The sequence below is a fragment of the Kitasatospora sp. NPDC059160 genome (assembly GCF_042755465.1).
GTDB lineage: Bacteria > Actinomycetota > Actinomycetes > Streptomycetales > Streptomycetaceae > Kitasatospora.
The window spans coordinates 85877-108267 of record NZ_JBHZCN010000002.1 but is presented as its reverse complement, the minus strand read 5'-3'; the positions used below and the strand labels follow the sequence as shown (position 1 = coordinate 108267).

The 22391-nt window shown below is 73.8% G+C and carries 19 protein-coding genes, 1 pseudogene and 1 riboswitch; of the genes and pseudogenes, 12 read left to right on the top strand and 8 right to left on the bottom strand.

All coding sequences use genetic code 11. The annotated features are described in order from the left end of the window. Window positions 1–68: 68 nt before the first annotated feature. The gene (locus ACFXOZ_RS01495; RefSeq protein ID WP_380586402.1) at window positions 69–2213 is read right to left on the bottom strand and encodes a hypothetical protein; all 2145 of its coding nucleotides are present in this window, start codon (window positions 2211–2213) and stop codon (window positions 69–71) included. Then, entirely contained in the window at window positions 2210–4012 is a 1803-nt protein-coding gene (locus ACFXOZ_RS01490; protein ID WP_380586399.1) for an HSP90 family protein, read from the bottom strand. The genes ACFXOZ_RS01495 and ACFXOZ_RS01490 overlap by 4 nt, the downstream gene beginning before the upstream one ends. Window positions 4013–4379: 367 nt before the next feature. On the opposite strand from ACFXOZ_RS01490, the gene ACFXOZ_RS01485 reads away from it, so the two are divergent. Further along, window positions 4380–5984, top strand: coding sequence for a neuraminidase (sialidase) (locus tag ACFXOZ_RS01485; protein ID WP_380586395.1), 1605 nt, complete (start codon window positions 4380–4382; stop codon window positions 5982–5984). Between the two features lie 119 nt (window positions 5985–6103). Here ACFXOZ_RS01485 and ACFXOZ_RS01480 read toward each other — a convergent pair whose 3' ends face one another. Next, entirely contained in the window at window positions 6104–6817 is a 714-nt protein-coding gene (locus ACFXOZ_RS01480) for an IclR family transcriptional regulator (protein WP_380398676.1), read from the bottom strand. 199 nt (window positions 6818–7016) lie between these two features. Further along, window positions 7017–7159: riboswitch (SAM riboswitch) on the bottom strand. A 116-nt stretch (window positions 7160–7275) separates the two neighbouring features. Between ACFXOZ_RS01480 and ACFXOZ_RS01475 the strand changes: the two genes are divergently transcribed. Together ACFXOZ_RS01475 and ACFXOZ_RS01470 are read left to right on the top strand one after the other, a co-directional pair. After that, the gene (locus tag ACFXOZ_RS01475) at window positions 7276–7569 is read left to right on the top strand and encodes a transporter suffix domain-containing protein (protein ID WP_380586392.1); all 294 of its coding nucleotides are present in this window, start codon (window positions 7276–7278) and stop codon (window positions 7567–7569) included. Between the two features lie 8 nt (window positions 7570–7577). Further along, window positions 7578–8033, top strand: a complete 456-nt coding sequence (locus tag ACFXOZ_RS01470) for a MarR family winged helix-turn-helix transcriptional regulator (protein ID WP_380586389.1) — start codon at window positions 7578–7580, stop codon at window positions 8031–8033. A gap of 102 nt (window positions 8034–8135) precedes the next feature. Here ACFXOZ_RS01470 and ACFXOZ_RS01465 read toward each other — a convergent pair whose 3' ends face one another. Further along, window positions 8136–8531 (bottom strand): hypothetical protein, encoded by a 396-nt coding sequence (locus ACFXOZ_RS01465; RefSeq protein WP_380586386.1) that lies wholly within the window; start codon window positions 8529–8531, stop codon window positions 8136–8138. Window positions 8532–8788: 257 nt separating this feature from the next. Here ACFXOZ_RS01465 and ACFXOZ_RS01460 point away from each other — a divergent pair, with 257 nt between their 5' ends. The 7 genes from ACFXOZ_RS01460 (at window position 8789) to ACFXOZ_RS01430 (ending at window position 18040) form a co-directional block, all read left to right on the top strand. Then, entirely contained in the window at window positions 8789–9046 is a 258-nt protein-coding gene (locus ACFXOZ_RS01460; protein WP_380531413.1) for a hypothetical protein, read from the top strand. 137 nt (window positions 9047–9183) lie between these two features. After that, window positions 9184–9630: an SRPBCC domain-containing protein gene (locus tag ACFXOZ_RS01455; protein ID WP_380398667.1), complete on the top strand. Its 447-nt coding sequence runs from the start codon at window positions 9184–9186 to the stop codon at window positions 9628–9630. Then, window positions 9627–10031 (top strand): ArsR/SmtB family transcription factor, encoded by a 405-nt coding sequence (locus tag ACFXOZ_RS01450; protein ID WP_380531409.1) that lies wholly within the window; start codon window positions 9627–9629, stop codon window positions 10029–10031. Before ACFXOZ_RS01455 ends, ACFXOZ_RS01450 begins: the two co-directional genes overlap by 4 nt. A 217-nt stretch (window positions 10032–10248) precedes the next feature. After that, window positions 10249–11508: a hydroxymethylcytosylglucuronate/cytosylglucuronate synthase gene (locus tag ACFXOZ_RS01445; RefSeq protein ID WP_380586383.1), complete on the top strand. Its 1260-nt coding sequence runs from the start codon at window positions 10249–10251 to the stop codon at window positions 11506–11508. A 152-nt stretch (window positions 11509–11660) separates the two neighbouring features. Beyond that, window positions 11661–13085 carry a M1 family metallopeptidase gene (locus ACFXOZ_RS01440; RefSeq protein ID WP_380586380.1) on the top strand — a complete coding sequence of 475 codons (1425 nt, stop codon included), beginning with the start codon at window positions 11661–11663 and terminating at the stop codon, window positions 13083–13085. 198 nt (window positions 13086–13283) lie between these two features. Next, window positions 13284–15107, top strand: coding sequence for an RNA ligase family protein (locus ACFXOZ_RS01435; protein ID WP_380586377.1), 1824 nt, complete (start codon window positions 13284–13286; stop codon window positions 15105–15107). Then, window positions 15107–18040, top strand: coding sequence for a poly(A) polymerase (locus ACFXOZ_RS01430; RefSeq protein ID WP_380586374.1), 2934 nt, complete (start codon window positions 15107–15109; stop codon window positions 18038–18040). Before ACFXOZ_RS01435 ends, ACFXOZ_RS01430 begins: the two co-directional genes overlap by 1 nt. An 87-nt stretch (window positions 18041–18127) precedes the next feature. Here ACFXOZ_RS01430 and ACFXOZ_RS01425 read toward each other — a convergent pair whose 3' ends face one another. Both ACFXOZ_RS01425 and ACFXOZ_RS01420 read right to left on the bottom strand, forming a co-directional pair. Further along, window positions 18128–18397 (bottom strand): hypothetical protein, encoded by a 270-nt coding sequence (locus ACFXOZ_RS01425; RefSeq protein WP_360232567.1) that lies wholly within the window; start codon window positions 18395–18397, stop codon window positions 18128–18130. Window positions 18398–18581: 184 nt separating this feature from the next. Further along, window positions 18582–19319 carry a VOC family protein gene (locus tag ACFXOZ_RS01420; protein WP_380586372.1) on the bottom strand — a complete coding sequence of 246 codons (738 nt, stop codon included), beginning with the start codon at window positions 19317–19319 and terminating at the stop codon, window positions 18582–18584. A gap of 90 nt (window positions 19320–19409) precedes the next feature. On the opposite strand from ACFXOZ_RS01420, the pseudogene ACFXOZ_RS01415 reads away from it, so the two are divergent. After that, window positions 19410–19610, top strand: a pseudogene (locus ACFXOZ_RS01415) (transcriptional regulator); the annotation flags it as partial. Window positions 19611–19732: 122 nt separating this feature from the next. Here the strand turns inward: ACFXOZ_RS01415 and ACFXOZ_RS01410 are convergent. Together ACFXOZ_RS01410 and ACFXOZ_RS01405 are read right to left on the bottom strand one after the other, a co-directional pair. Next, complete coding sequence (locus tag ACFXOZ_RS01410; RefSeq protein ID WP_380531390.1) at window positions 19733–20023, bottom strand: hypothetical protein; 291 nt, start codon at window positions 20021–20023, stop codon at window positions 19733–19735. Window positions 20024–20180: 157 nt separating this feature from the next. Further along, complete coding sequence (locus ACFXOZ_RS01405; protein WP_380398650.1) at window positions 20181–20636, bottom strand: MarR family winged helix-turn-helix transcriptional regulator; 456 nt, start codon at window positions 20634–20636, stop codon at window positions 20181–20183. Between the two features lie 147 nt (window positions 20637–20783). Here ACFXOZ_RS01405 and ACFXOZ_RS01400 point away from each other — a divergent pair, with 147 nt between their 5' ends. After that, window positions 20784–22322 (top strand): MFS transporter, encoded by a 1539-nt coding sequence (locus ACFXOZ_RS01400; RefSeq protein WP_380586369.1) that lies wholly within the window; start codon window positions 20784–20786, stop codon window positions 22320–22322. Window positions 22323–22391: the final 69 nt, after the last annotated feature.

Sequence of the window (22391 nt, the reverse complement as noted above, 5' to 3'; positions counted from 1 at the left end):
TCAGGTCAGGTCAGGTCAGGTCAGGTCAGGTCAGGTCAGGTGAATCTGCTCAGGTGAATCTGGTCGGGTCAATCGTCCAGGTCCTCCCGGTCCAGGCCGTAGCAGGCCAGGACCTTCGTCAGCTCCTCCTCGGCGCCCCGGGCCCGCAGGGCCTTGCCGAGCAGCAGGGCCTCCTCCCAGGCCTCGTCCGGCTCGTCCAACAGTGCGATGGCGGCGCGGGCCAACTCCTCGGCGCCCGCCACGTCGCCGAGTTGCAGCTGCACCTCTCCGAGATCGGTGAGCACCGTGCCCAGCCGCTCGGCAGCCTCGGTGTCCGGGTGTGCGTCGAGCAGGGCGCGGGCCGCCCGCAACCGGTCGGCGGCCTCCTCCAGCCGCCCGACGGCGCGCAGGTGCTCGGCATAGGCGATCAGGATGACGACGGTGGGCGCGACGACCGGGCCCGGCACACCGGCCGCACCGAGGAGCCGGTCGAGCACCGTACGGGCCTCCCCCAGCAGGTCGGCGAGGACGCCGTCCACGGGTTCGGCGTCGGCGTCCGGGTGCCGGGCCAGCGCCTCGCCGAGTGCCGTCAGCCCTTCCTCCTCCCGCCCGGCGGCCGCGAAGCCACGCGCTGCGGCGAGCCCCCAGGCCGCGCCCTCGGCACCGTAGCCCAGCCACCAACCGAGGGCGGCTTCGACCTCCGGGCGCGACGGGAGCGAGGACACTGAGGGCAGCGATGGCAGCACCGGCACCGGCACCGACTCCGACAGCGGAGCCACCGGGCCACCGCCCCGCAGCTCCTGCCCCCACGGGTCCGCGTCCAGCAGGTCGCGCAGTACCCGGGCACCGGTGCCGCTCCCGCCGTGCATCCGGTAGGCGCGCGCCAGCACCCACCGGCAGGCTGCGGCATCCGCTGTCAGGCCGAGCCGGTCGAGCTCGCGAACGGCCTCCTCGGCAGCCTCCGCGGCCTCGGCGTACTGCTCGTCCGCGAGCAGCGCCGCCGCGGTGGCCGCCCGGGTGCGGGCCGCTCCGGTCAGGTCACCCGCCGCCGTCCGGGCCGCGACCTGGTCGAGCAGGCCGCGGAGGCCCTCCCCACTGCGGGAGTTCAGGTCGCGCTCGAAGACCGACAGCGGTGTGGGCTCGCCGATCGGGCCGGCGTCCATCCAGCCGCGTATTCGGGTGCTCTGGTGGGTGTTGCCGTTGCGGGCGTCGAAGCGTTCCGCGATGCCGAGGGCGCGCTCGCGCAGTTCCACCGCGAGGTCGGCCACGCGGGTGTCCGGGCGCCGCTTCCCCTCCACGGTGGGGAAGCGCAGCACCACGTCGCCGTCGCCGCCGTTCTGTTCCTGGCTGCGGGACAGGACGGCCACGGCGGCGGCCGCGAACTCCATCTCCGTCAGCGGCGTGCGCGGCCGGTCGAGCCAGGAGAGGTGGCGCTCGATCAGGTCGAGTCCGCGCCCGAGGTTGCCGCTGTGCACGCAGAACAGCAGGTTCAGCGCCAACTCCCCCAGGTGGTGCGGGTTGTCGCGGATCCTCCGGTAGGCGGCGCGGTGCGCCTCGACGGCCCGCTCCCCCAGGCCGGAGCGGAGGAACGGCAGCAGCAGCTCGGAGTAGATCAGCTGCGGCTGTTCGGTGCAGCCGGAGCGGACCGCCGACTCGCCGATCCGGATCGCCTCCTCGTCCCGGCCGAGTGCCACCAGGGTCTGCACCTGGCTGCTCGGCACGCAGCCCGCGCAGTCGGAGAGGGCGTCCCGGCGGGTGAGCGCCATCTCCTCGTAGTGGGCCTGGGCCCGCTCGATCTCGCCGATGGACTGCGCGGCCTCGCCGCGGTGCTGGAGGACGGCGTGCATGCTGTGGCCGCCCCGGCGGTAGCGCCGCTCCATGTCCGCGAGCAGGTCCGTCCCCCGCTGCAGCGGGATCTCGGGGTACTGGTAGACGCTGTAGACCATCCACTTGAACTGCCACAGCAGGGTGTGCTCGTGTCCGGAGCCGAAGCGGTGCGGCTCCCGGTCGTAGGCCGCCAGGCACCAGGAGAAGGTGAGGAAGGCCTTCTCCGGCGCCCAGCTGTGCTGGAAGACCGAGGTCGCCGACATCCGCACGTCGAAGGCGAACTCGACCAGGCCGAGCGCGTCGGCGTGCCGGATCACCTCCTCCAGGGCGGCGAACTTCGCCGCCCCCGTGGGCATCCCGAAGGTGCTGTCGTAGAGCCGGCGGAGCTCCTTCTCGGTACGGCTCATCGCGCACCTCCGACGACGGCCCGGCCGATCAGGCCGAGGAAGGACTGGTTGAGGGCCGCGGTGTCGGCCGGGCGCAGCGGATGGTGCCCGAGCAGCAGCGCCTGGGTGTAGAGGCCTTCCAGGCACATGCCCTGGAGCTCCGGGTCGGCCAGCGCGAGGACCTGGCGGGCCAGCGGGTTGCGGTGGTTGAGCACCAGCCGGGGCCGGGGCGGGGTGTCGGCCTGGAAGGTGCCGAGGATCGCCGCCCAGGTCTCGTCCACCTGCTCCCGGGCGCCCTGGACGTCCAGTTGGAACGCGGTGTCTTCGTCCAGGAGGTAGAGCGAGGGCAGTCCGGAGGGCTCGAAGGAGCGGACCAGCAGGTCGCATCCGAGCCGGTCGAGCACCCGGTCGGCCACGGCCAGGAACGGGGCGATCGCCTGTTCGTCGGCCGGGTCGAGGCGCTGCAGGTGGGTGGTGAGGTCGGCGGCGCGCAGCTGCTCGACCTCCAGGGCCCGGTCCACCGTCGCGAGCCGGTCGACCAGCTCGGCGTCGTACACGTAGCCGGCGTTGACGACGGCCAGGCCCTGCGCGGCGGCCACCGGTGCGAGTTGCCGGAACTCGTCCAGCAAGGGGGTGAAGCGCAGCAGGCCGTAGCGGTCGGTGAACTCGGCGAAGGTGAGCGGGCCGACGTTGGTCTCCATCGGCCAGAGATCGGCGACCAGGCGCAGCATGTCGTCGTCGTGCAGCGCCAGCGCCTTGACGCCCAGGTGGTGGACACGCAGGAAGGAGCGCAGTCGGGCGGGCTCCTGGCGGCTCAACCGCACCAGCCAGCCGCGCAGTCGGTCGCCGAGGGCGTCGCGGGTCGCCTCCAGCAGGGAGTCCTCGTAGAGCGCCTCCCGGCTGGCGGTGGGCCGCAGCTCGGAGGTGTCGACGACGCACCGTACGAAGAAGGCCCACTCCGGCAGCAGGCGTTCGGCTCCCTCGGCGAGCAGCATCTGCTTGAGGTACACCCGGTGCGCGGCCGGGACGGCCGGGTTGGCCGGCATCGGCAGGACGAAGGCGACGCCGCGCAGGCCCGCCTCCGCGCTGGCCACGTCGATCACGTCGAAGGGCGCGAAGCCGAAGACCTCCTCGCAGTAGGCCTCCAGGCGGGCGCGGCGGGCCGGTTCGCCCTCGCCTTCGGGGCGGTCCCAGGGGGCGGGGCCGCCGGTGACCGTGGTGCCGTCCACCGTGACCGGGTGCGGCAGCCGGGCGCCGTAGTGGCCGACCAGTTCGGTGACGGCCCGGCGGGTGAGCAGGTGCTCGCAGCCGGGGCGGGGGCGCAGGGTGACGGTGGTGCCGGGCTCCGCGCGCTGCTCGTCGGCGGGCGCGAGCTCGACGGTGTAGCCGCCGTCCGAGGAGCCGTGCCAGCGCACGGTGGGCTCGCCGGCCCGGCGGGTGGTGACCTCGATGGCGTCGGAGACCATGAAGCAGGAGAGCAGGCCGATGCCGAACTGCCCCATGAACTCGTGCCGGGCGAACCCCAGGTCGTCGCGCTTCGAGCTGCGCCCGATCGTCGCCAGCAGCTCGTGCACCTGTGCCTCGGTGAGGCCGATGCCGTTGTCGCTGATGGTCAGCGAGCCGTCGCCGTTGGCGTCGCTGGAGGCGATCGCGATCCGGGCCTCCCGCGCCGCCGCGGCGGCGTCGCCCGGGTGCCGGGCCGTGATCGCGTCCACCGCGTTCTGCAGCAGCTCGCGCACGTACACCTGCGGGCTGGTGTAGAGGTGGTGGCTCAGGAGGTCGACGATGCCGCGCAGGTCGACGCGAAAGGTTCGGCTCAACGGACTCTCTCTCAGGTCGGTTCGGGAGCACCCTAGAACGGGGGTACGACACGGGAAACCGAATATCCGCGCGACGGGCGCCCGGAAGGTCGACCGCCCGGGCAGCGGCCGGGGTGCGCACGGATAACCGCAGGTCAGCGCGGGGACAGCGGCCGATGGTGCGGACTTGGTAAGGGAGCGCGCGCGGACCGTTGGCGCGCCCCCTCCGGCTGGTTAGACTCGCGCGGCCGACCGGGCATCGCGGCCGACCGGCCGGGCGACACGCACGGCCGACCGGGCGCCGACTCCCGTTCGGCACCGGAGCAGGGCACAGCGCGGCACCACCCAGGACACCAGGCACGTACCGCCGACGACCATGGGGGTCTCCATGCAGTTCCGCACCAGAGCACCGCTCGCCACCGCGGCCGCGGCGCTCCTCCTCGCCGCCGTCGCCGCCGGCACCCCGGCCGGCGCGACCGCGGACGGTACGAACCCGCCCGACACCTCGCCCGGCGCACCGCTCGCCGTGATCTCACCCGGCGATCCGTACGCCTCCTGCGACCTCGGCGCGGACGGCGACGGCACCAACTACCCGGGCGCGGAGGACGAACCGTACGCCGCCGCCAACCCGCTCGACCCGGCGAACACCATCACCGTCTACCAGCAGGACCGCTGGTCCAACGGCGGTGCCCGGGGCCTGAGCTCCAGCTACACCACGGACGGCGTGCACTTCACCCAGACGGCGCTGCCCTTCACCCACTGCGCGCCGGGCGGGCTGGCCTACCAGCGGGCCTCCGACGGCTGGGTGAGCTTCGGCCCCGACGGCACCGCGTACGCCAGCGCCCTGGTCTTCGACGCCACCACGCCCCGCAGCGCGGTGGCCGCAGCCACCTCCACCGACGGCGGGCGCAGCTGGCAGCACGTCACCGAACTGATCGGCGACGACGACCCGGCGATCACCGACGACAAGAACGCCGTCACCGCCGACCCGGTGCACCCGGGCGTGGCCTACCAGGTCTGGGACCGGGTGGACCAGACCACCGGCCCGACCCCGGTCTTCGACGGGCCGGGCTACCTGTCCGTCACCCGGGACCACGGCCGGACCTGGTCCCCGGCGAAGCCCTTCGTGACCACGGCCACGACGCCGAACACCCAGACCATCGGCAACCAGATCGTGGTCGACCCGCGCACCGACACGCTGTACGACTTCTTCGACTGGATCACCTTCACCGACGCGACCGCCACGACCGTCAGCGACGTGCACTTCGGCATGGTCAGCTCCACCGACCAGGGCCGCACCTGGAGCCCGCCGGTCCGGGTCGCCGCCGACACCTCCGTCCCCGAGGTCCACCCGAACGCGCCCACCGACGCCACCAAGTCCCTCCGGGCCGGCGCCGGACTGCCCAGCGTGGCGATCGACCCGCAGACCGGCGAGCTGTACCTCGCCTATGAGGGCTCGGAGTCCACCGGCGGCAGGTACGACGCGATCCAGCTGGTGCACTCCACCGACGGCGGCCGGACCTGGAGCGGCCCGACCCGGCTCAACCAGGCCCCGGGAGCGCCGGCGTTCACCCCGTCGATCACCGTGACGGCCGACGGCACCGTCGCCGTCAGCTACTACGACCTGCGCTACCTCACCCCGGACGACACCACCACGCTGCCCACCGCCGCCTGGCTGCTCAGCTTCCCGCGCGGCGGCGAGAACAGTCCGGTCGAGCGGCAGATCTCGCCGGTCTTCGACTGGCTCCAGGCGCCGTACGCCGGGGGCCACTTCCTCGGCGACTACCAGGCCCTGATCACCGACGGCCACCGGATCCGCCCGGTGCTGGTGACCGCCAACAGCGGCGCCCCGCTGAACTCCACCGACGTGTACAGCGGCCGCTTCCGGCCGGACACCCTGCGCAGCCCGGGTGCGGCCGCACCGACCACCGGGGCGGTGCGCACCGGGGCGCCCGCCGCCGACCCGCGCGCCGTGCAGCACCTGCGGCGCTGACCCGACCGGCGGCTGCCGGCGCGGAGGAGCTCCGCGCCGGCGGCCGCCCGGACCCGAGCGCTCGGGTCCGGTCCGGGCCGGGCCCCGGGCCGGTCACCCCACGTCAGCCGACCGCCCGGTCAGGGCCTGTTCAGTGCGTCCGTGAGGTGGCCCGCCGCCTCGATGACGGCCTGGGAGAGGCGGGCCCCCGGGTGCCGGCTGAGCCGTTCGATCGGCCCCGAGACGGAAACGGCGGCCACCACCCGGCCGGCCGGGCCCCGCACGGGCGCGGAGACGGAGGCCACGCCGGGCTCGCGCTCGCCGATCGACTGGGCCCACCCCCGGCGCCGCACCCCGCTCAGCGCGGTGGCGGTGAACCGGGCGCCCTGGAGTCCGCGGTGGAGCCGCTCGGGCTCCTCCCAGGCCAGCAGGACCTGGGCGGCGGACCCGACCTTCATCGGCAGCGCGAGGCCCACCGGCACGGTGTCCCGCAGGCCGAAGAGGCGTTCGGCGGCCGCCACGCAGATCCGGACCTCGCCCTGCCGACGGTACAGCTGGGCGGTCTCGCCGGTGACGTCGCGCAGGTGGGTGAGGACCGTGCCCGCCGCGGCCAGCAGGCGGTCCTCACCGGCCGCCGCCGAGAGCTCGGCGAGCCGCGGGCCGAGGACGAACCGGCCCTGGAGGTCCCGGCCGAGCAGCCGGTGGTGCTCCAGTGCGACGGCGATCCGGTGGGCGGTCGGCCGGGCCAGCCCGGTGGCGTCGACCAGCCCGGCCAAGGTGGCCGGACCGGCCTCCAGGGTGCCGAGGATCGAGGTGATCTTGTCGAGCACGCCGACGCCGCTCGTGTTCTCCATGGACGGGTACTCCAGTCTCAGATCCCGTGAGCGACGGGTGGGTACGGCTCACGGGCGCTCCGGTGGGGTGGGAGCGGGGTGGTCAGCGGAAACAGGCCTGCGGGAACAGCAGATCGCCTGCGCCGAGCACGAAACGGGTACGCGAAAGGGCCGGGGCGGGAAGCGCCCGGGCGAAGGACAGCACTGAGAGCACCGTGTCTCCTCATCTTCCCCGCGCCACGTTGGCGACAGGCCGGAGTTGGCACTGACCCCGGACGGCACGGCGCGTACTTCGGACGCCGGATCGAACGGGGAGTTGCCGGGGCTTCGTAGGGCCGGTCCCTCCACCCCTCTGGATGATTCGCGAAGAACCATACAAGATTTCCCGGCCGCCCCGCCAAACCCTTTCCCGACCGCCCCTCGACCCGGAGCCGCCGGGGTCCTTGACCACGGATGATTTAGATTTCTAAACTATTTCCATGACTGCGACCCCGGCGACCTCAGCACCCCCGAAGAAGCCGCTCAGGTTCAGGATCGGCATCGCGCTCCTCGTCCTGAGCGCCCTGACCTACGTGGCCGTCCTCGTCATCCTCTTCCTCCCGCTGGAGTCCGGCACCAAGGCCGCCGCCTTCGGCGGGACGCTCGTGGTCGCCGAGACCTGCGCCCTCATCGGCATGGCGGGCGTCGGCAAGGAGGCCGTCCGGGCAGTCCGGTCCCGCCTGGGGCTCAGGAGGCGCAGCCGCGCCGCCGAGCAGCCGCCGACCACGGACTGACGGGCCCGATGGACACCGGAGAAAGACCCGACAGCGCCGACCTGCACGCCCGCATCACCCGGATCGACCGGCTCTTCGCGGACCTGTGGCTCCTCTCGGAACGGCACGCGCCCCGCTACGGCGACTTCGGGCTCACCGCCCAACAGCACCTCGTGCTCGGGCGGATCGTGGCCGACCCGGGCATCACCCCCAAGGACCTGGCCGAGCGCCTGGGCGTGTCCAGGGGCGCCGTCAGCCAGCACCTGGCGCGCCTGGAGGAGGACGGCTACCTCTCCCGGCAGCGCAGCCCCCAGGACGGACGCGTCCACGTCCTCCGCCTGGAGGCCCGCGGCGCGGCCTACCGGCAGGCCCTACTCCGGTACGAGCGGGAGCTCCACGACGCCTACGTCGCGAAGCTCTCGGCCGCGGACATGGCGGAGATCGAGTCCGCACTCGGGAAGTTGAGGCGGGTGTTCGAGGACTGACGTCACCCGCCGTGGCCGCTACTCCGGATCGATCAGTCGGGACCGATCAGTTGGAGCCGGTCAGTTGGGGCCGGTCACTTGGGGCCGATCAGTGCAGACCGATCACTTGAGATCGATCACGAGGCCGCCCGTCCGCGCCTCTTCGTTCGTGACCTTCGTCCTCGGGTGCCAGAGCACCTGCACCGAGTAGGAGTCCGAACCGCCCGGCACGTCGGGCAGCACGATCGGGAACCGGCAGGCGGAGTCGTGGTACTCGCCCTGCCCCAGGGTGCCGGTCGCCACCACCCGGCCCGCCGCGTCGCGAACGGTCACCAGGGCGTCCTTGTCCACGTCATCCAAGCCCCTGGCACCGTTGCAGGTACCCGACTTGGTGGGGTCGGAGGTGCTGATCCGTGCCTGGCCCACCAGCGTGAAGGGCTCGTCGTCCCCAAGTCCGGACAGGCCCCAGGCCAGTCCGACGGCGCCGGCGCCGACCACGAGTCCGGCAGCCGCGAACACCGCCGGGGCCTTCCAGGGCCGGAGCCGGGGCTCCTGCGCAGGCTCCGGCGGAGCCGCCTCCGTGGCGGGTATCGGAGCGACATTCTCTTCATACGATGCGTCAGACATTCGCACAGCATGGCATCGGGCGCTTCGCCCGACGAGGAGTTATCTCGACCGGGGCCTGCCCGCGCGGCCGCCACCGACCGGCCGTGCCGACCGGCCATGGGGGCTGGCCATGGGGCCGGCAGCCGTCGGGGCACGGAAGAATGGGGCGGGTGACCAGCACTCAGCCGCTCCCCCGGGGCCTCACCGCCCTCATCCCCGACGCCCGCACCCAGGCCACGCCCGGCGAGCGGGCCGCCTCCCAGCTCCTCCACCTGCGCGAGGCGACCGTGCCCGTGCCGGTCCTCGCCGCGGCCGCCGAGCTGATCACCCCGTTGTTGAAGGACCAGGACCCGGCCACCCGCGCCGCCGCCACCGCCGTCCACACCCGCCTGCTCACGGCCATCGAGGAGGCCACCCCCGGGCGGTAGCCGGCCGGGCGCGGCAGGGCGAGGGCCGAGCTCCTCCGCGACGAGCCCTCGCGAGGCGCAACCCTCGGGTTGCACCCGGCGGTGCGACGTGCAACTCTGGAGTTGCATCCACTGTCCGCAAGCGAAGGAGCTCCCTCATGAGCGAGGACCGGATCGAACGCGAGACCCTGATCGAGGCGCCCCTGGAGCGGGTCTGGTCCCTGGTGGCCGAGCCCGGCTTCTGGGTCGCCGACAAGGCGAGCCTGCCCGGCACCGTGGCCAGGGAGGGCGAGGAGCTGGTGGCCAGGAACCCGGAGTACGGCGACTTCCCGGTACGCGTGGAGAAGGTCGAGCCGCCGACCTACCTGGCCTACCGCTGGGCCAGCGCGTTCCCCGGCGAGGAACTGCGCGAGGACAACAGCACCCTCGTCGAGTTCACGCTGACCCCGGAGGACGGCAGGACGCGGCTGCGCGTGGTCGAGAGCGGCTTCGCGGCACTGGCCGGCTCCGAGGAACTGCGCGGCAAGGCGGTCGAGGACAACACCGGCGGCTGGCGCCAGGAGCTCGACGCGCTCAGGACGCGCGCCGAACAGCCCGCCACGTGACCGACGAACCCCACGGCGCCGCCGAGACGGTCGACACCGTCCTCACGGCCCTGGCCGACCCGACGCGACGCCGACTGCTCGAACTGGTCGCCGCACAGGGCGAGGCCACCGCGACGACGCTCGCCCGGCACCTTCCCGTCTCGCGCCAGGCCGTGGTCAAGCACCTCGCCGTCCTGGACGCCGCCGGACTGGTGAGCGGCGACCGCATCGGGCGCGAGGTGCGCTACACGGTGCGGCCCGCGGCGCTCGACGCCACGGCGCGTTGGATGGCCTCGCTCGCCGCCGACTGGGACCGCCGGCTGGCGCACATCAAGCGCCTCGCCGAGGCGGCGGAGCACGACTCCCGGACCACGCGTGACCACGCGTCACGCCCACCGGAACAGCCTCACGGAAGGGCCTGAGTGCGGCCGGTCGCCCAGCCTCCGGCCGGCCGACCGGCCGCCCGCCTGCCCATCCCTCCGCCCCTCCGTCCGTCCGTCAATGCACCGAGCGGGAACTTCACCTATCGGGGTGGTTAGGTCTCGCTTTTCCGTAGGTAGTCGAACCGCCCCTTCTCCGAGCGCCTGGTACGAATGCGGAGCGACACAAGATCCGGTACGGGCGGGGGAGTTGACACGGATGCGGGCGAGGACAGGGATCACGAGGGCAGGGACCACGACGGCGGGCACCACGACGGTCGCCGTGGCCGGGGTCGAGTTCGGCTGGGGCAGTTCGGGGAAGTTGAGCGCGGTCCTGTCCGCCCTCCGGGCCCACAGCAGCAGGCGGCTGAGATTCATCGGCCTCGCCTCCGGGTTGGGCAGACCGCTGCTCGCCGAACAGCCGGTGGAGCGCTGGTTCGACCTCCCGGACGAGCGGTCCGACCAGGAGCTGGGCCGGATCGTCCGGGCGCAGCGGGTGCAGGCGGCACTGGTGGTGCTGGACGGTGTGCTGGCGAAGGCGTTGCGGGCCTGCGGGGTGCCGGTGGTGTTCGTGGACAGCCTGCCGTTCCTCTGGACGGACGGCGACCGGCCCGACCTCCCGCTGGACGCCGAGGTGTACTGCGCCCAGCGGTGCGTGGAACTGCCGCCGGAGGGCGTCGGGGTGCTGGCCGACGTGCACCGGCTGCGCTGGGTGGACGCCGTGATCGCCGACGGCGGCACCGCCCGCAGCAGCCCTCCCACGCCCCACCCTCGGCGCGCCCTGCTCAACCTCGGCGGGCTGCGCGCGCCCCACCTCACGGACTGGGCGAGCTATCCCCAGCTCGTGCTGCCCGCCGCGCTGGAGGCACTGACCGCGAGCGGGGTCACCGAGGTGCACATCGCGGGCAACCTGCCGGCCTGGCTGGCCGCGCAGTTGGTCGACTCCTGCGCCCACCCGCCCGTGACCACCGTCGGCGCCCTCCGCCACCAGGACTTCCTGCACCGCCTCGCCGACTGCGACGTCCTGCTCACCTCCCCCGGGCTGACCACCCTCCTGGAGGCCGGGCAGCTCGGCACCCCCACGCTCTGCCTGCCGCCGCAGAACCTCAGCCAGATCTTCAACGGCCGCTTCCACAGCCGGGTACTCGGCGCCGACGTCCGCCTGCGCTGGCCACCGGAGGTGTTCGACGAGGAGGAGGCACTGGCCCTGCGCGCCCACGGCGCGGGCAAGGCCCTCGACCTGATCCACGGCGGCATCGCCCGCGCCGCCGACCTCGGCCGCCACCGTACGGCTGCGGCCGTACGGGAAGGCCTGGTCGAGAAGCTCAGACAGTTGGCCTCCGTGGCTGCCACCGCTCCTCCCGCCCCGGACTGGACGGCGTTGACGAGCGCGGTCGGCACGGCCGGTGCGGCCCAGGTCGCCGACGCGCTGCTGCGGCTACTGGCCGAGTCCCCGGAAGCCGACCAGCCACTCCGCTGACCAGGCCGGATCACCCCGACGGAGGGCTGCCGCGTGTCCCCTGGCCGGTGGGGGCCGTTCTCAGGCTCGGTGCCGGCGACGCGCCGACCACCTCTCCGGCACCCACGCCTGCAGCCCTGCTTCCGACGTCCCCGAGGTTTCCGAGGTCCTCCATGATGAAGTCCACCGGCCCACCCTTCCGGCCGGTCACGTCCGCCCGGTTCACCACCACCGTCCAACGACTCCTCGACCGGCCCGGTGCACCCTCCCGCGCACGGCGCCTCCTCCCCCTGCTCGCTGTCCTCACCGTGCTCCTCTCGGTGGGCGCCGCGCCACCCGGCCGCGCCCCCTCCGACCCGACCCGCACCCCCGGCGCCCCCGCCTACACCGTGGAGTTGAGCAGCGACGCCACCGGAGCTCACTGGCGCGGCCACGAGCGGATCGTCTTCACCAACACCTCGCCCGAGCCCCTGCACGAGGTCTACCTGCGCCTCTGGGACAACTTCCGCGGCGGCTGCGCGACCCCGTCCGTCCGGGTGACCGGTCTGGACGGCACCGCGGAGGTCGACTGCACCGCGCTGCGCGTCCCGTTGGCCCACCCGCTGCACCAGGGCGCCTCCGACACGGTCGAGTTCGACCTCGGCGTCGACGTCCCCGACGGCCTCGACCGCTTCGGCCGGGACGGCGCGTTCAGCTTCATCGGCAACGCCCTGCCCGTCCTCGCCGTCCACGACGGATCGGGCTGGCACCTGGACCCGTACAGCGAGCTCGGCGAGTCGTTCTACGGCCTCGCCTCCGACTTCGCCGTCACCCTCGACCACCCCACCGAGGTCCTGGTGCCCGCCACCGGCACCGCCGTCGACACCCCCGGCGGCCCGGGCCGCACGGTCACCCGGATCGGCGCCCGGCAGGTCCGCGAGTTCGCCTGGGCCGCCGGGCCCTTCCACCGGATCGAGGGCCGGTCCGGCGACGGCGTCCGGGTCGCCGTCTACTCGGTCAGCAGCGTCTCCGCCGAGGACGCCCGCGCGATGCTGGACCTCTCCCTGCGGACCATCGACGACCACTCCGCCCGCTACGGCCCCTACCCGTACGGGGACGTCGCCACCGTCCTCGACGACGCCTTCGAGTTCGGCGGCATGGAGTACCCGGCCTTCGTCCTCGACCGGATCCGACCCTCCGCCGTCATCCACGAGCTGGCGCACCAGTGGTGGTACGGCATCGTCGGCGACGACCAGTACCGCGCACCCTGGCTGGACGAGTCCTTCGCCGAGTACGCCATGGACGTCGAGATGGGCCGGACGAAGGAGGGCTGCACCGCCGCGACTCCCTTCCGGAGCCCGGCCGAACGCCTCACCAATCCGATGAGCTACTGGGACACCCACCCCGACCGCTACGAGGCGGTCATCTACGACCACGGCTCCTGCGCCCTGCACGAACTGCGCCGGCTGATCGGCACGGACACGATGTCCGCGCTGCTGCACGACTACGTCCGCGCCCACTGGTTCGGCGTCTCCACCACCGCCGAGTTCAAGGCCGCCGCCCAGGCCGCGACGTCCGTCGACCTGACGCCCTTCTGGCAGGAGCACCGCATCGACTGATCCCCGACCCGCACCGGCCACCTCCCGGCCCCTCCCGTTCCCGCACCCTCCCGTTCCCGCACCCTCCCGTTCCCGCACCCGACCGAACCCCCGGCAGCAGTCCCGTCAAAGCCCCCACCAGCAGCTTTAATCGGTGGCCCTCCCGTCCCAGCGGCTCCTACAGTGGCCGCCGGATCAAGGACGTTCAGGGAGCCGAGCATGCGTGTGCACTACCCCCGGACGCCGCATCTCCCCTGGTCACCGGGGGCTGCGGCGGACGACGTACGGACCGGGGACGTCTCCGGCCTGGCCGGGGCGGAGATCGTGGTCACCGAGAAGCTGGACGGCGAGAACACCACCCTCTACCCCGACGGGCTGCACGCCCGCTCGCTGGACTCCGCCCACCACCCCTCCCGCGCCTGGGTCAAGGGCCTGCAGAACCGGGTCGGCGCCCGCATCCCGGACGGCTGGCGGATCTGCGGCGAGAACCTGTTCGCCCGGCACTCCATCCCGTACACCGACCTGGACAGCTGGTTCTACGGCTTCTCGGTCTGGACGGACCGGGACGAGTGCCTCGACTGGGACGCCACCGTGCGTTTCCTGCGCCGCCTCGGCATCCCCACACCCCGGGTGCTCTGGCGCGGCCGCTTCGACGAACGGGCCCTGCGCGCCCTGCGCCTGGACCTCGACCGCCAGGAGGGCTACGTGGTCCGGACCGTCCGGGGCTTCCCCCGGGGCGAGTTCGGCGTGCGGGTCGCCAAGTGGGTCCGCCCGCAGCACGTACGGACCGACACCCACTGGATGTACGCCGCCGTGGTGGAGAACGGCCTCGGTCCCGACGCCCCACTCTGGGACATCCGGTCCGGCCGACTGCCGGAACTCCCGCTGCTGGCCGAGGCCTTGGACCTGCCCGAACTCACCACTGTGCCCGTCCCCTCCCCCACACCCGCACCCGCACCCGCACCCGCACCCGTGCCCGTGCCCGGAGCCCCGACCGCACCCGGCCCCGACCGCCGGTCGGAGGAGCTGGCCGACGTCTCCGCCCGCCTCGACGAGCTCGGCCGCACCGGCGACGCCCGTCTGGCCGGCGTGCTGGCCACCGCGCTGCGCTCCGCCCGCCGGGAGTCGCTCGCACCCCGGCTCGCCGACCGCCTGGGCCTGCCCCTGGCCCGCCGGGTCGCCGACCTGGTCGGACTGCACCCCGGCCTCCAGCAGCCGTACCCGGACACCGAGCGCCGCGCCGGGCTGGTCCGGCTCGCGAGCGCCGCCGACCTCGGGGTGCTGCACGCGGTGGCCGCGGCCACCGCCCCCTGGCCCGCCGAGCGCGAGCAGGTCGCCTGGTCGGCCCTGCACGCCGAGGACGCCGGACTGCTCGACCCCGACCCACTGGCCTGGCTGCGCACCGGCCTGCGCGAGGCTCTCGCCGACCTCGCCGCCGACGCACCGGACGCCGCCGACCGCTGCTGGGCCCAGGCCCGCGAGGCCTACGCCCTCGGCCGGATCAGCACCGTCGAGGAGGCGGTGGCCGCCACCTGGCGCTGGCGCGACGGCCGCTTCCCGCGGCTGGTCCACCTGAGCGGCCCGTCCGGCAGCGGCAAGAGCACCTTCGCGGCCGCCCTGCCCGGTGTCTCGGCCCGGATCAGCCTGGACGACCTGCGCGCCGCCCGCGGCTCGCGCGCCGACCAGCGCAACAACCCCGAGGTGCTGCGCACCGCCATGGCCCGGCTGGACTCCGCCCTGGCCGACCGGGCCGCCACCGTGGTCTGGGACGCCACCTCACTCAACCGCGAGCAGCGCTCCCACGTCCACGGCACCGCCCGGCGCCGCGACGCCCTGGTCACCCAGGTGGTGCTGCTGGTCGGCGAGCAGGAACTGCTGCGCCGCAACGCCGTCCGCCCGCACCCGGTACCGCCCGAGGTGCTCTCCGCCCAACTGCACCGCTTCAACCCGCCCTACCCCGGCCAGGCACACCGCACCTGGTACGTCGGCGCCGGTGGCACCGTGGAGGACACGGCGGGAACGCTCGACTCCGAGGAGGACTGATGCGCCCCATCGAACAGGTCTGCCAGCGGATCCGCTGGGACGCCCGCTTCGACCCGGCCCGGTTCACCCTGGGCGTGCGCCAGCGCGACGACCGCATCGCGCGCGTCCCGTTGGAGGCCTTCCTGGCGTCCGGCGAGATCCCCTGGCACCGGGTGTACCAGGTCGAGGCCGACGGCGTCGTGGTGTGGGACCGCTCCACCGGCGTGGACGACCTCGACACCACCGAGGCCGGGCACCGCGCCGAACCGCGCCACCTGCCCGCGCCCTTCTTCACCGCCACCACCCCGTACGCCTGGCGGCCGGACGGCGGCTGGCAGCCCCACCACACCGCGGACGGCACCACGGGCGGAACCGGCCCGACCGCCGCCGCCATCACCACCACCACCACCACAGACGTTCCCACCGCCACCGGCACCCTGCGCGTGGTCACCTGGAACACCCTGTGGGACCGCTACGACGCCGACCGGATCGCCACCGCCCGCCGCCGACCGCTGCTGCTCGCCGAGCTGGCGGCCGCCGACGCCGACGTCATCGCGCTCCAGGAGGTCGAGCCCGCCCTGGTCGTCCAGCTGCTGGCGGAGCCCTGGGTCCGGGAGCGCTACGTCCTCGGCACCGACCCCTCCGGCCGCGACGTGCCCGAGTACGGCCTGCTGGTGCTCAGCCGTCTCCCCGTCCTGGAGGCCGGCCGGCACGCGCTGGGCCCGCACAAGGCCGTCACGGCCGTCACCGTCCGGGCCGCCGACGCGCCGCTGACCGTCGCCGCCGTCCACCTCAGCAGCGACCACTCGACGGACGGCCCGGCCCGCCGCCAGGCCGAACTCACCCGGCTGGCCGAGGGCCTGGCCGGCGTCGAAGGAGAACTGCTGCTGCTCGGCGACTTCAACGACGCCCGCTCCGGACCGGACGGCCCCGCCACGGCACTCGGCCTCCGGGACGCCTGGACCCAGGTGCACGGCCGGGGCGACGACACCCCCACCTTCGACCCGACCGTCAACCCGCTCGCCGCCGTCTCCTCCCTCACCGGCCGCCCGGGCCGGATCGACCGCGTCCTGTACCGCGCCGACCGGGCCGCTGTCACCGCCGCCGCCCTGCTCGGCGACCGGCCCACCGCCGACGGCCTCCACCCCTCCGACCACTACGGCCTGGTCGTCGACCTCGCCCTCGCCCTCGACGGTGCCGCCTCCCCGGACTCCCTGGACGCCGCGCCCACCGCCCGGACGGCCGTCGCCTGGCTCCCGCCCGAGGAGCTGTGGCCGCCCATCCAGGACCTGCGCGCCGCGTACGACCCGCAGCTGCGCCGCTGGCCCCCGCACGTCAATCTGCTGTTCGGCTTCGTGCCGGAGTCCGCGTTCGACCGCGCGCTGCCACTGCTCGGCGCGGCCGCCGCCGAGGTGGCCCCCTTCACCGCCCGGCTGGAGGGCGTGCACACCTTCGGCCACCGCGAGGACGCGACGATCTGGCTGGACCCGGCCGCCACTGCGGCCGAACCCTGGGCGGCACTGCGGCACGCCCTCGAAGGTCGGTTCCCCCGCTGCCGGGGCCGCGCCGAGGGGTACACCCCGCACCTGAGCCTCGGGCGCAGCGACGACCCCCAGCGGGTGGCCGCCGACTGCGCCGCCCGACTGCGCGGGACGGACGCCCTGGTCGGTGAGCTGGTGGTGCTGTCCCGCCGGGGCGAGGAGCCGATGCGCCCGCGCGCGGTGGTCACCCTGGGAACGGGCCAGGTGCGGGTGCTCCCGGCGGAGCCGACGGTGTCTCTCCACCCCGAGCCCTCGCAACGCACCGCCGTCGCGGACGAGTTGGCCCGCCGACTGACCGCCGCGCTGCCCGAGGGGGTCGTCCACCAGGTCGGCTCGCGGCGGCTCGGCTGCCAGCTGGACGGCGGCGACCTGGACCTGGTGGCGGCGCTGCCCGGCCCGGCGGACCTTCCCGGGGTGCTGGCCCGGGTGGCGGCGGCCCTGCCGCAGGCCCGTCGGCTCCGCGAGGTGCGCGGCGCCCGGGTGCCGGGGCTGCGGCTGGAGGCGGACGGGCTGACCGTCGACCTCGCCGTGGTGTTCACCGGCGTCCTCGACCCCGCCGAGGCGGTCGCCCGGCGCACCGAACTGGGCGAGGCGGCGGCCGTCGCACTGAGCGCGGTCACCGACGCCGAGGCGATCCGCTCCGCGCTCGGCGAGCAACGGCCGCGGTTCGTCCGACTGGCCCGGCAGGTCAAGTCCTGGGCCCGGGCCCGCGGCCTGGACGGCGCGCCGTTCGGTCAACTGCCTTCGCTGGCCTGGTCGGTGCTCGCCGCCCGGACCGTCCTCGACCTGCTGGACACTTCCGAGGACGACCTGTTCCAGCGCTTCACCGAGACCTGGGCCTCCTGGGACTGGCGCCAACCCGTCACCCTCACCGCAGAACCCGCCACCGTGGAAGCCACCGCGGAGGCCACCGCCAGGGAAACCACCGGGAGTTCCGACTCCGGACCAGCCGGGGGCCCGCTGACCGTGCTCACCCCCTCCACCCCCGTCCGCAGCTGCACCACCCAGGTGGGACCGGACACCAGGGACCAGCTCACCGAGGAGCTCTACCGCGCCTGGGAACTCACCACCACCGACCCCGACCCCTGGCCCGCCCTGCTCACCCCGCCCCCGCTGCACCGCCGCCACGCCGCCTGGGCCGTGGTCTCCGCCGACCAGGAGTCCGTCGGCCCGGCGCGCGGCCGCCTCCGCAGCCTCCTCGCCGCCCTGGAGGAGGCCGGTGCCACCGGGCTCCACGCCTGGCCCCAGCCGTACCGGACCCGCGACGGCCGCACCCACTTCCCGATCGGCCTCGGCCCCGCCCCGCTCCCCCGCACCGAGCTCGCCGCGGTGGCCGCCGCCTGGTCCCGCGGCCTGCCGGGCGTGCGGGTCGACCACGTCGAGGGCGGCGCCGTCCCGACCCTCACCCGCTGACCCGGCCCCAGGAGCCACCGAGCCCGGAGACGACCGAACCCGCCCGGCGGATGTCCACCGGGCGGGCTCGTCAGCTCCTGCGGAGGATCAACAGCTGTGCGCCGAGGCGGGGCGCGAGGCCGCGATGTACGGCTTGCCACTGATGTGCGCGACGACGTCGGCCGGGCAGGACGCGATCCAGGCGGCGCCCGTGGCGTGGTTCTTGACCTTGGCGTCGCTGCAGTACACGTCGCGGTCGGCGGTCTTGAAGCACTGGAAGCCGGGGTAGCCGCCGCCCGCCGCCGTGGCGGTGTTGACGCCAGCGAACAGGCCGACCGCGGTGAGCAGGGCGACGGGCAGAGCGGTACGCATCCTCATGGGTTCTCCCATTGGTTCGTACGGACAGTGCGCCGATCCTGGCACCGCGGTTCCGGGCCCGACAACGATGCACGTCATGTTCGCGTCAATCCAATCGGGGGTGAACCGTTCACCGCCCGGCCCCGTCACCCGGCCCCCTCCTGCCGGCCGTCGGCCCGAGTACGACCGGCACCCCCACCGCGCCTCAGCGCGGACTGAGCAGGCAGAACTCGTTGCCCTCCGGGTCGACCAGGATCCTCCAGGAGATCGAGGACTGGTCGATCCCGGGGTCGGTGGCACCGAGGGCGCGCAGCCGGGCCTCCTCCGCCGCCGGGTCGTCCCCGCGGTAGGGGCTGACGTCGAGATGGACGCGATTCCACCCGCTCTTGGCATCGGACGTGCGGATGAACTCCAGGTACGGGCCGACGCCCCGGGCGGAACGCATCGACGCGAAACCGTCGGCGACCTCGTGCACCGTCCAGTCCGTCGCCTCCCCCCAGAACCCGGCCATTCCTCGCGGGTCGGCGCAGTCGACCACCACCGCGGCGACCGGCCCGGTGTCCCGGTACACCTCGCGGGGCTCCAGGACGCAGAACTCGTTGCCCTCCGGATCGGCCATGACCGTCCAGGGCACGTCACCCTGCCCCACGTCAGCGAGCGTGGCGCCGAGGCCCTTCAAGCGCGCCACCAGTTCCGCCTGGTGGGCGGCCGAGGTGGTGGCCAGGTCGAGGTGGACCCGGTTCTTCACCGTCTTGGGTTCCTCGCTGACGACCAGGTCGATGCAGACCGCCGCCGGGTCGGGATAGGCGAAGCCCACGGGTTCGAGGTTGGTCACGCCGGGCGCCTCGCTGCCGATGCCCCAGCCGAGCGCCGCTGCCCAGAACCGGCCGAGCGCCGCATCGTCCCGGGCCTTCATGTTGATCTGCACGAGTCTCGTCGCCATGCCGAAGATCCTAGAAGGCTCCGCTCCGGAAAGATCAGGAATATTCATTGCGCAGTTTTCATCGCGCAACATTCCTTTCGGATCCGCCCCCTGGTCAGCTATCACCTGCGCAAGCTGGCCGAGCACGGCTTCGCCACCGAGGCGGCCACCCAGAGCGGCGACGGACGCGAGCGCTGGTGGCAGGTCTCCTCCGAGGAGGGCTGGAGCTTCCGCGAGTCGGACCTCTCCGGCACCCCCGAGGGCGCGGCCGCCGTCGGCGCCGTCAGCCGCAGCCTGGTCGACAGCCCCGTCCGAACCGCCGAACTCCCCCGCCGCTGACGCCCCCGACGCCGCACCCCGCCCACGGCCCACAACCGGGCACGGCCAGGCATCACTTGACCAGGCGGAAGCTGGCCGCCTCGGCGAGGCCGTCCTCAGAACTGCTTGAGGCTGTCCCGGAGCAGGCGCAGGATCTTCCGCCAGGGCTTGGCGGTGTCGCGCCACTCCTTCTCGGCCTCGACGCTGGCACGCGTGCAGGCGAACTTCTTGTCGGTGGTGGTGCGGACCATGTCGATCCGGTGGGTGACGCACGTCAACGTGTTCAGGTGGTACTCCCCGACACCGAGGTAGGACGCCGTCTCCTCCTGGGTCAGCCAGGGACCGTCCGGCGGCAGCGCGTGGTAGGGGAAGGGTATCTGCGGGAGACGGTCCGTCCAGGTCTTCACCAGGGCATTATTGCCGACCGCGAACCGACGGTTCGTTCCAGCACTACCGCTGGAACGTACCTCTGGGTGTGCGAGCCGGGCGGTCAAGAACTCGACGTCGCCGACGTGGCCCTACCAGCGGCCGCCGTCCCCGCGAACCGCCCTGCGGGGTGCGGCCTCAGGGCCGGGGCCAGGGCCGTCCGTCGAGGCGTTCGATGCCGGTGTTGAAGCGGCGCAGGTAGTCGGCGAAGCCGGCGATGTCGGCATCCGACCAGTCGGACATCACCAGGTCGAGGGCGCGGACGTGGGCGCCGCGTTCCTCGTCCAGGCGGCGGCGGCCCTCGTCGGTGAGGCGGAACTTGCGGGCCATCCCGCCGTCGGGGTCGGGGATGCGCTCCAGCAGGCCGGCGCCCGTGAGCCCGGCGGTCTGCCGGTTGAGGGTGGAGACGTCGAGGCCGAAGGCATCGCTGAGCTGGCCGATGGACATCGGCCCCTGGGCCTCGACCCGGCTGAGCAGGATGTACGCGCTGCGCTCGAGTTGGCTGCCCTCGGGGCGGTTGCCGACCTGGCCGAGGTCGCGGTGACGGGCGAACACCAGGAATTCAAGGGCGACCTGGTGCGTGGGGCTGGTCATGTCGAAGTCCTTCCATCGCCCGCTCGACCTGCGGATTCCTCATTGATCGCGACCATCAGTATGCCAGAGGAGTGCAGCGCCCACATGATGTGCACGGCGCACAAGAGGGGTATGCTCCCAGCGATGTGCATGATGCACATCTCATGCATGGAGCACATTCGCCCGCCGAGCCCCAGGAGGCCCGCCATCGACGGCCCCGCCCCCACCCTCCGTACCGGTCCGATCGTCGCCACGCTCGCCTTCACCGGCACCGTCGCCGCGATCATGCAGACCCTGGTCACCCCGCTGATCAGCGAGCTGCCCCAACTGCTGCGCACCACCCCGTCCAACGCCTCCTGGGTGATCACCGCGACGCTGCTCTCCGCCGCCGTCTTCGTCCCGATCATCGGGCGCCTCGGCGACCTCCTGGGCAAGCGGACGATGCTGATCGCCTCCTGCGTCCCGCTGCTGCTCGGCTCCGTGCTGTGCGCGCTCTCCTCCTCCGTGCTGCCGATGATCGCCGGACGCGCCCTCCAGGGCATCGGCATGGGGTTGGTGCCGCTCGGCATCAGCCTGCTGCGCGACGTCCTGCCGCCCGAGCGGCTCGGCTCCGCGATCGCCCTGGTCAGCGCCTCGATGGGGATCGGTGGCGGCCTCGGCCTGCCGATCGCCGCCGCCGTCGCCGACTACGCCAGCTGGCGCGCCCTGTTCTGGGGCACGGCCGTCCTGACCGTCGTCATCATCGGCATGATCCGGACGGTCGTACCGGCACCAGCACCGGCACCCGCACCGACCCAGGCCCCAGCAGCGGCCACCCGACCGAGCGCCACCCGCTTCGACTTCATCGGTGCCGCCGGACTCAGCGTCGGCCTGGTCTGCCTGCTGCTGCCGGTCTCCAAGGGCGGCGACTGGGGCTGGGGCAGCACCCGCACCCTCGGCCTGTTCACCGCCGCCGCGGCCGTACTGCTGCTCTGGGCCCGCTGGGAACTGCGGGTCACCGCGCCGCTGGTCGACCTGCGGGTGACCGCCCGCCCGCGGGTGCTGCTCACCAACGCCGCGTCCGTCCTGGTCGGCTTCGGCATGTACGCCCAGGCGCTGATCGTGCCCCAGTTGCTGCAACTGCCGAAGGCCACCGGCTACGGCCTCGGGCAGTCGATGCTGGCGATGGGCCTGTGGATGGCACCGGGCGGTCTGATGATGATGCTCGTCTCCCCGCTGGGCGGACGCCTTTCCGCCGCGCGCGGTCCCAAGTTCACCCTGGTCGTCGGCGCGCTCGCGATCGCGGCCGGCTACGGGCTCGCCCTGCCGCTGATGGGCTCCACCTGGGGCGTGCTGACCGCCACCCTCGTCTCCAACGGCGGCGTGGGGCTGGCGTACGGCGCGATGCCCGCCCTGATCATGAGCGCGGTGCCGCTGTCCTCGACGGCCTCCGCCAACAGCTTCAACACCCTGATGCGTTCCCTGGGCACCTCGGTGTCGGCGGCGGTCGTCGGCGTGGTGCTGTCCCAGCTGACCACCACCCTGGGCGGCCGCACCCTGCCCTCGGAGGGCGGATTCCGGGTCGGCCTGGTGCTCGGCTGCGGTGTCGCCCTGCTCGCGGCCGCCGTCGCCGCCGCGATCCCCGCCCCGCCGATCGCCGCCACCGCGCCCGACCGGCCCGCCGCCGACCCGAGGGCCGGCGAGGCGCAGAACACCGCCACCGCCTGAGCCCGGCCCGCGCCCGAGCGGCCCGAGCGGCCCGAGCCCCCAACCCCAACCCCAGCCCCAGCCCCGACC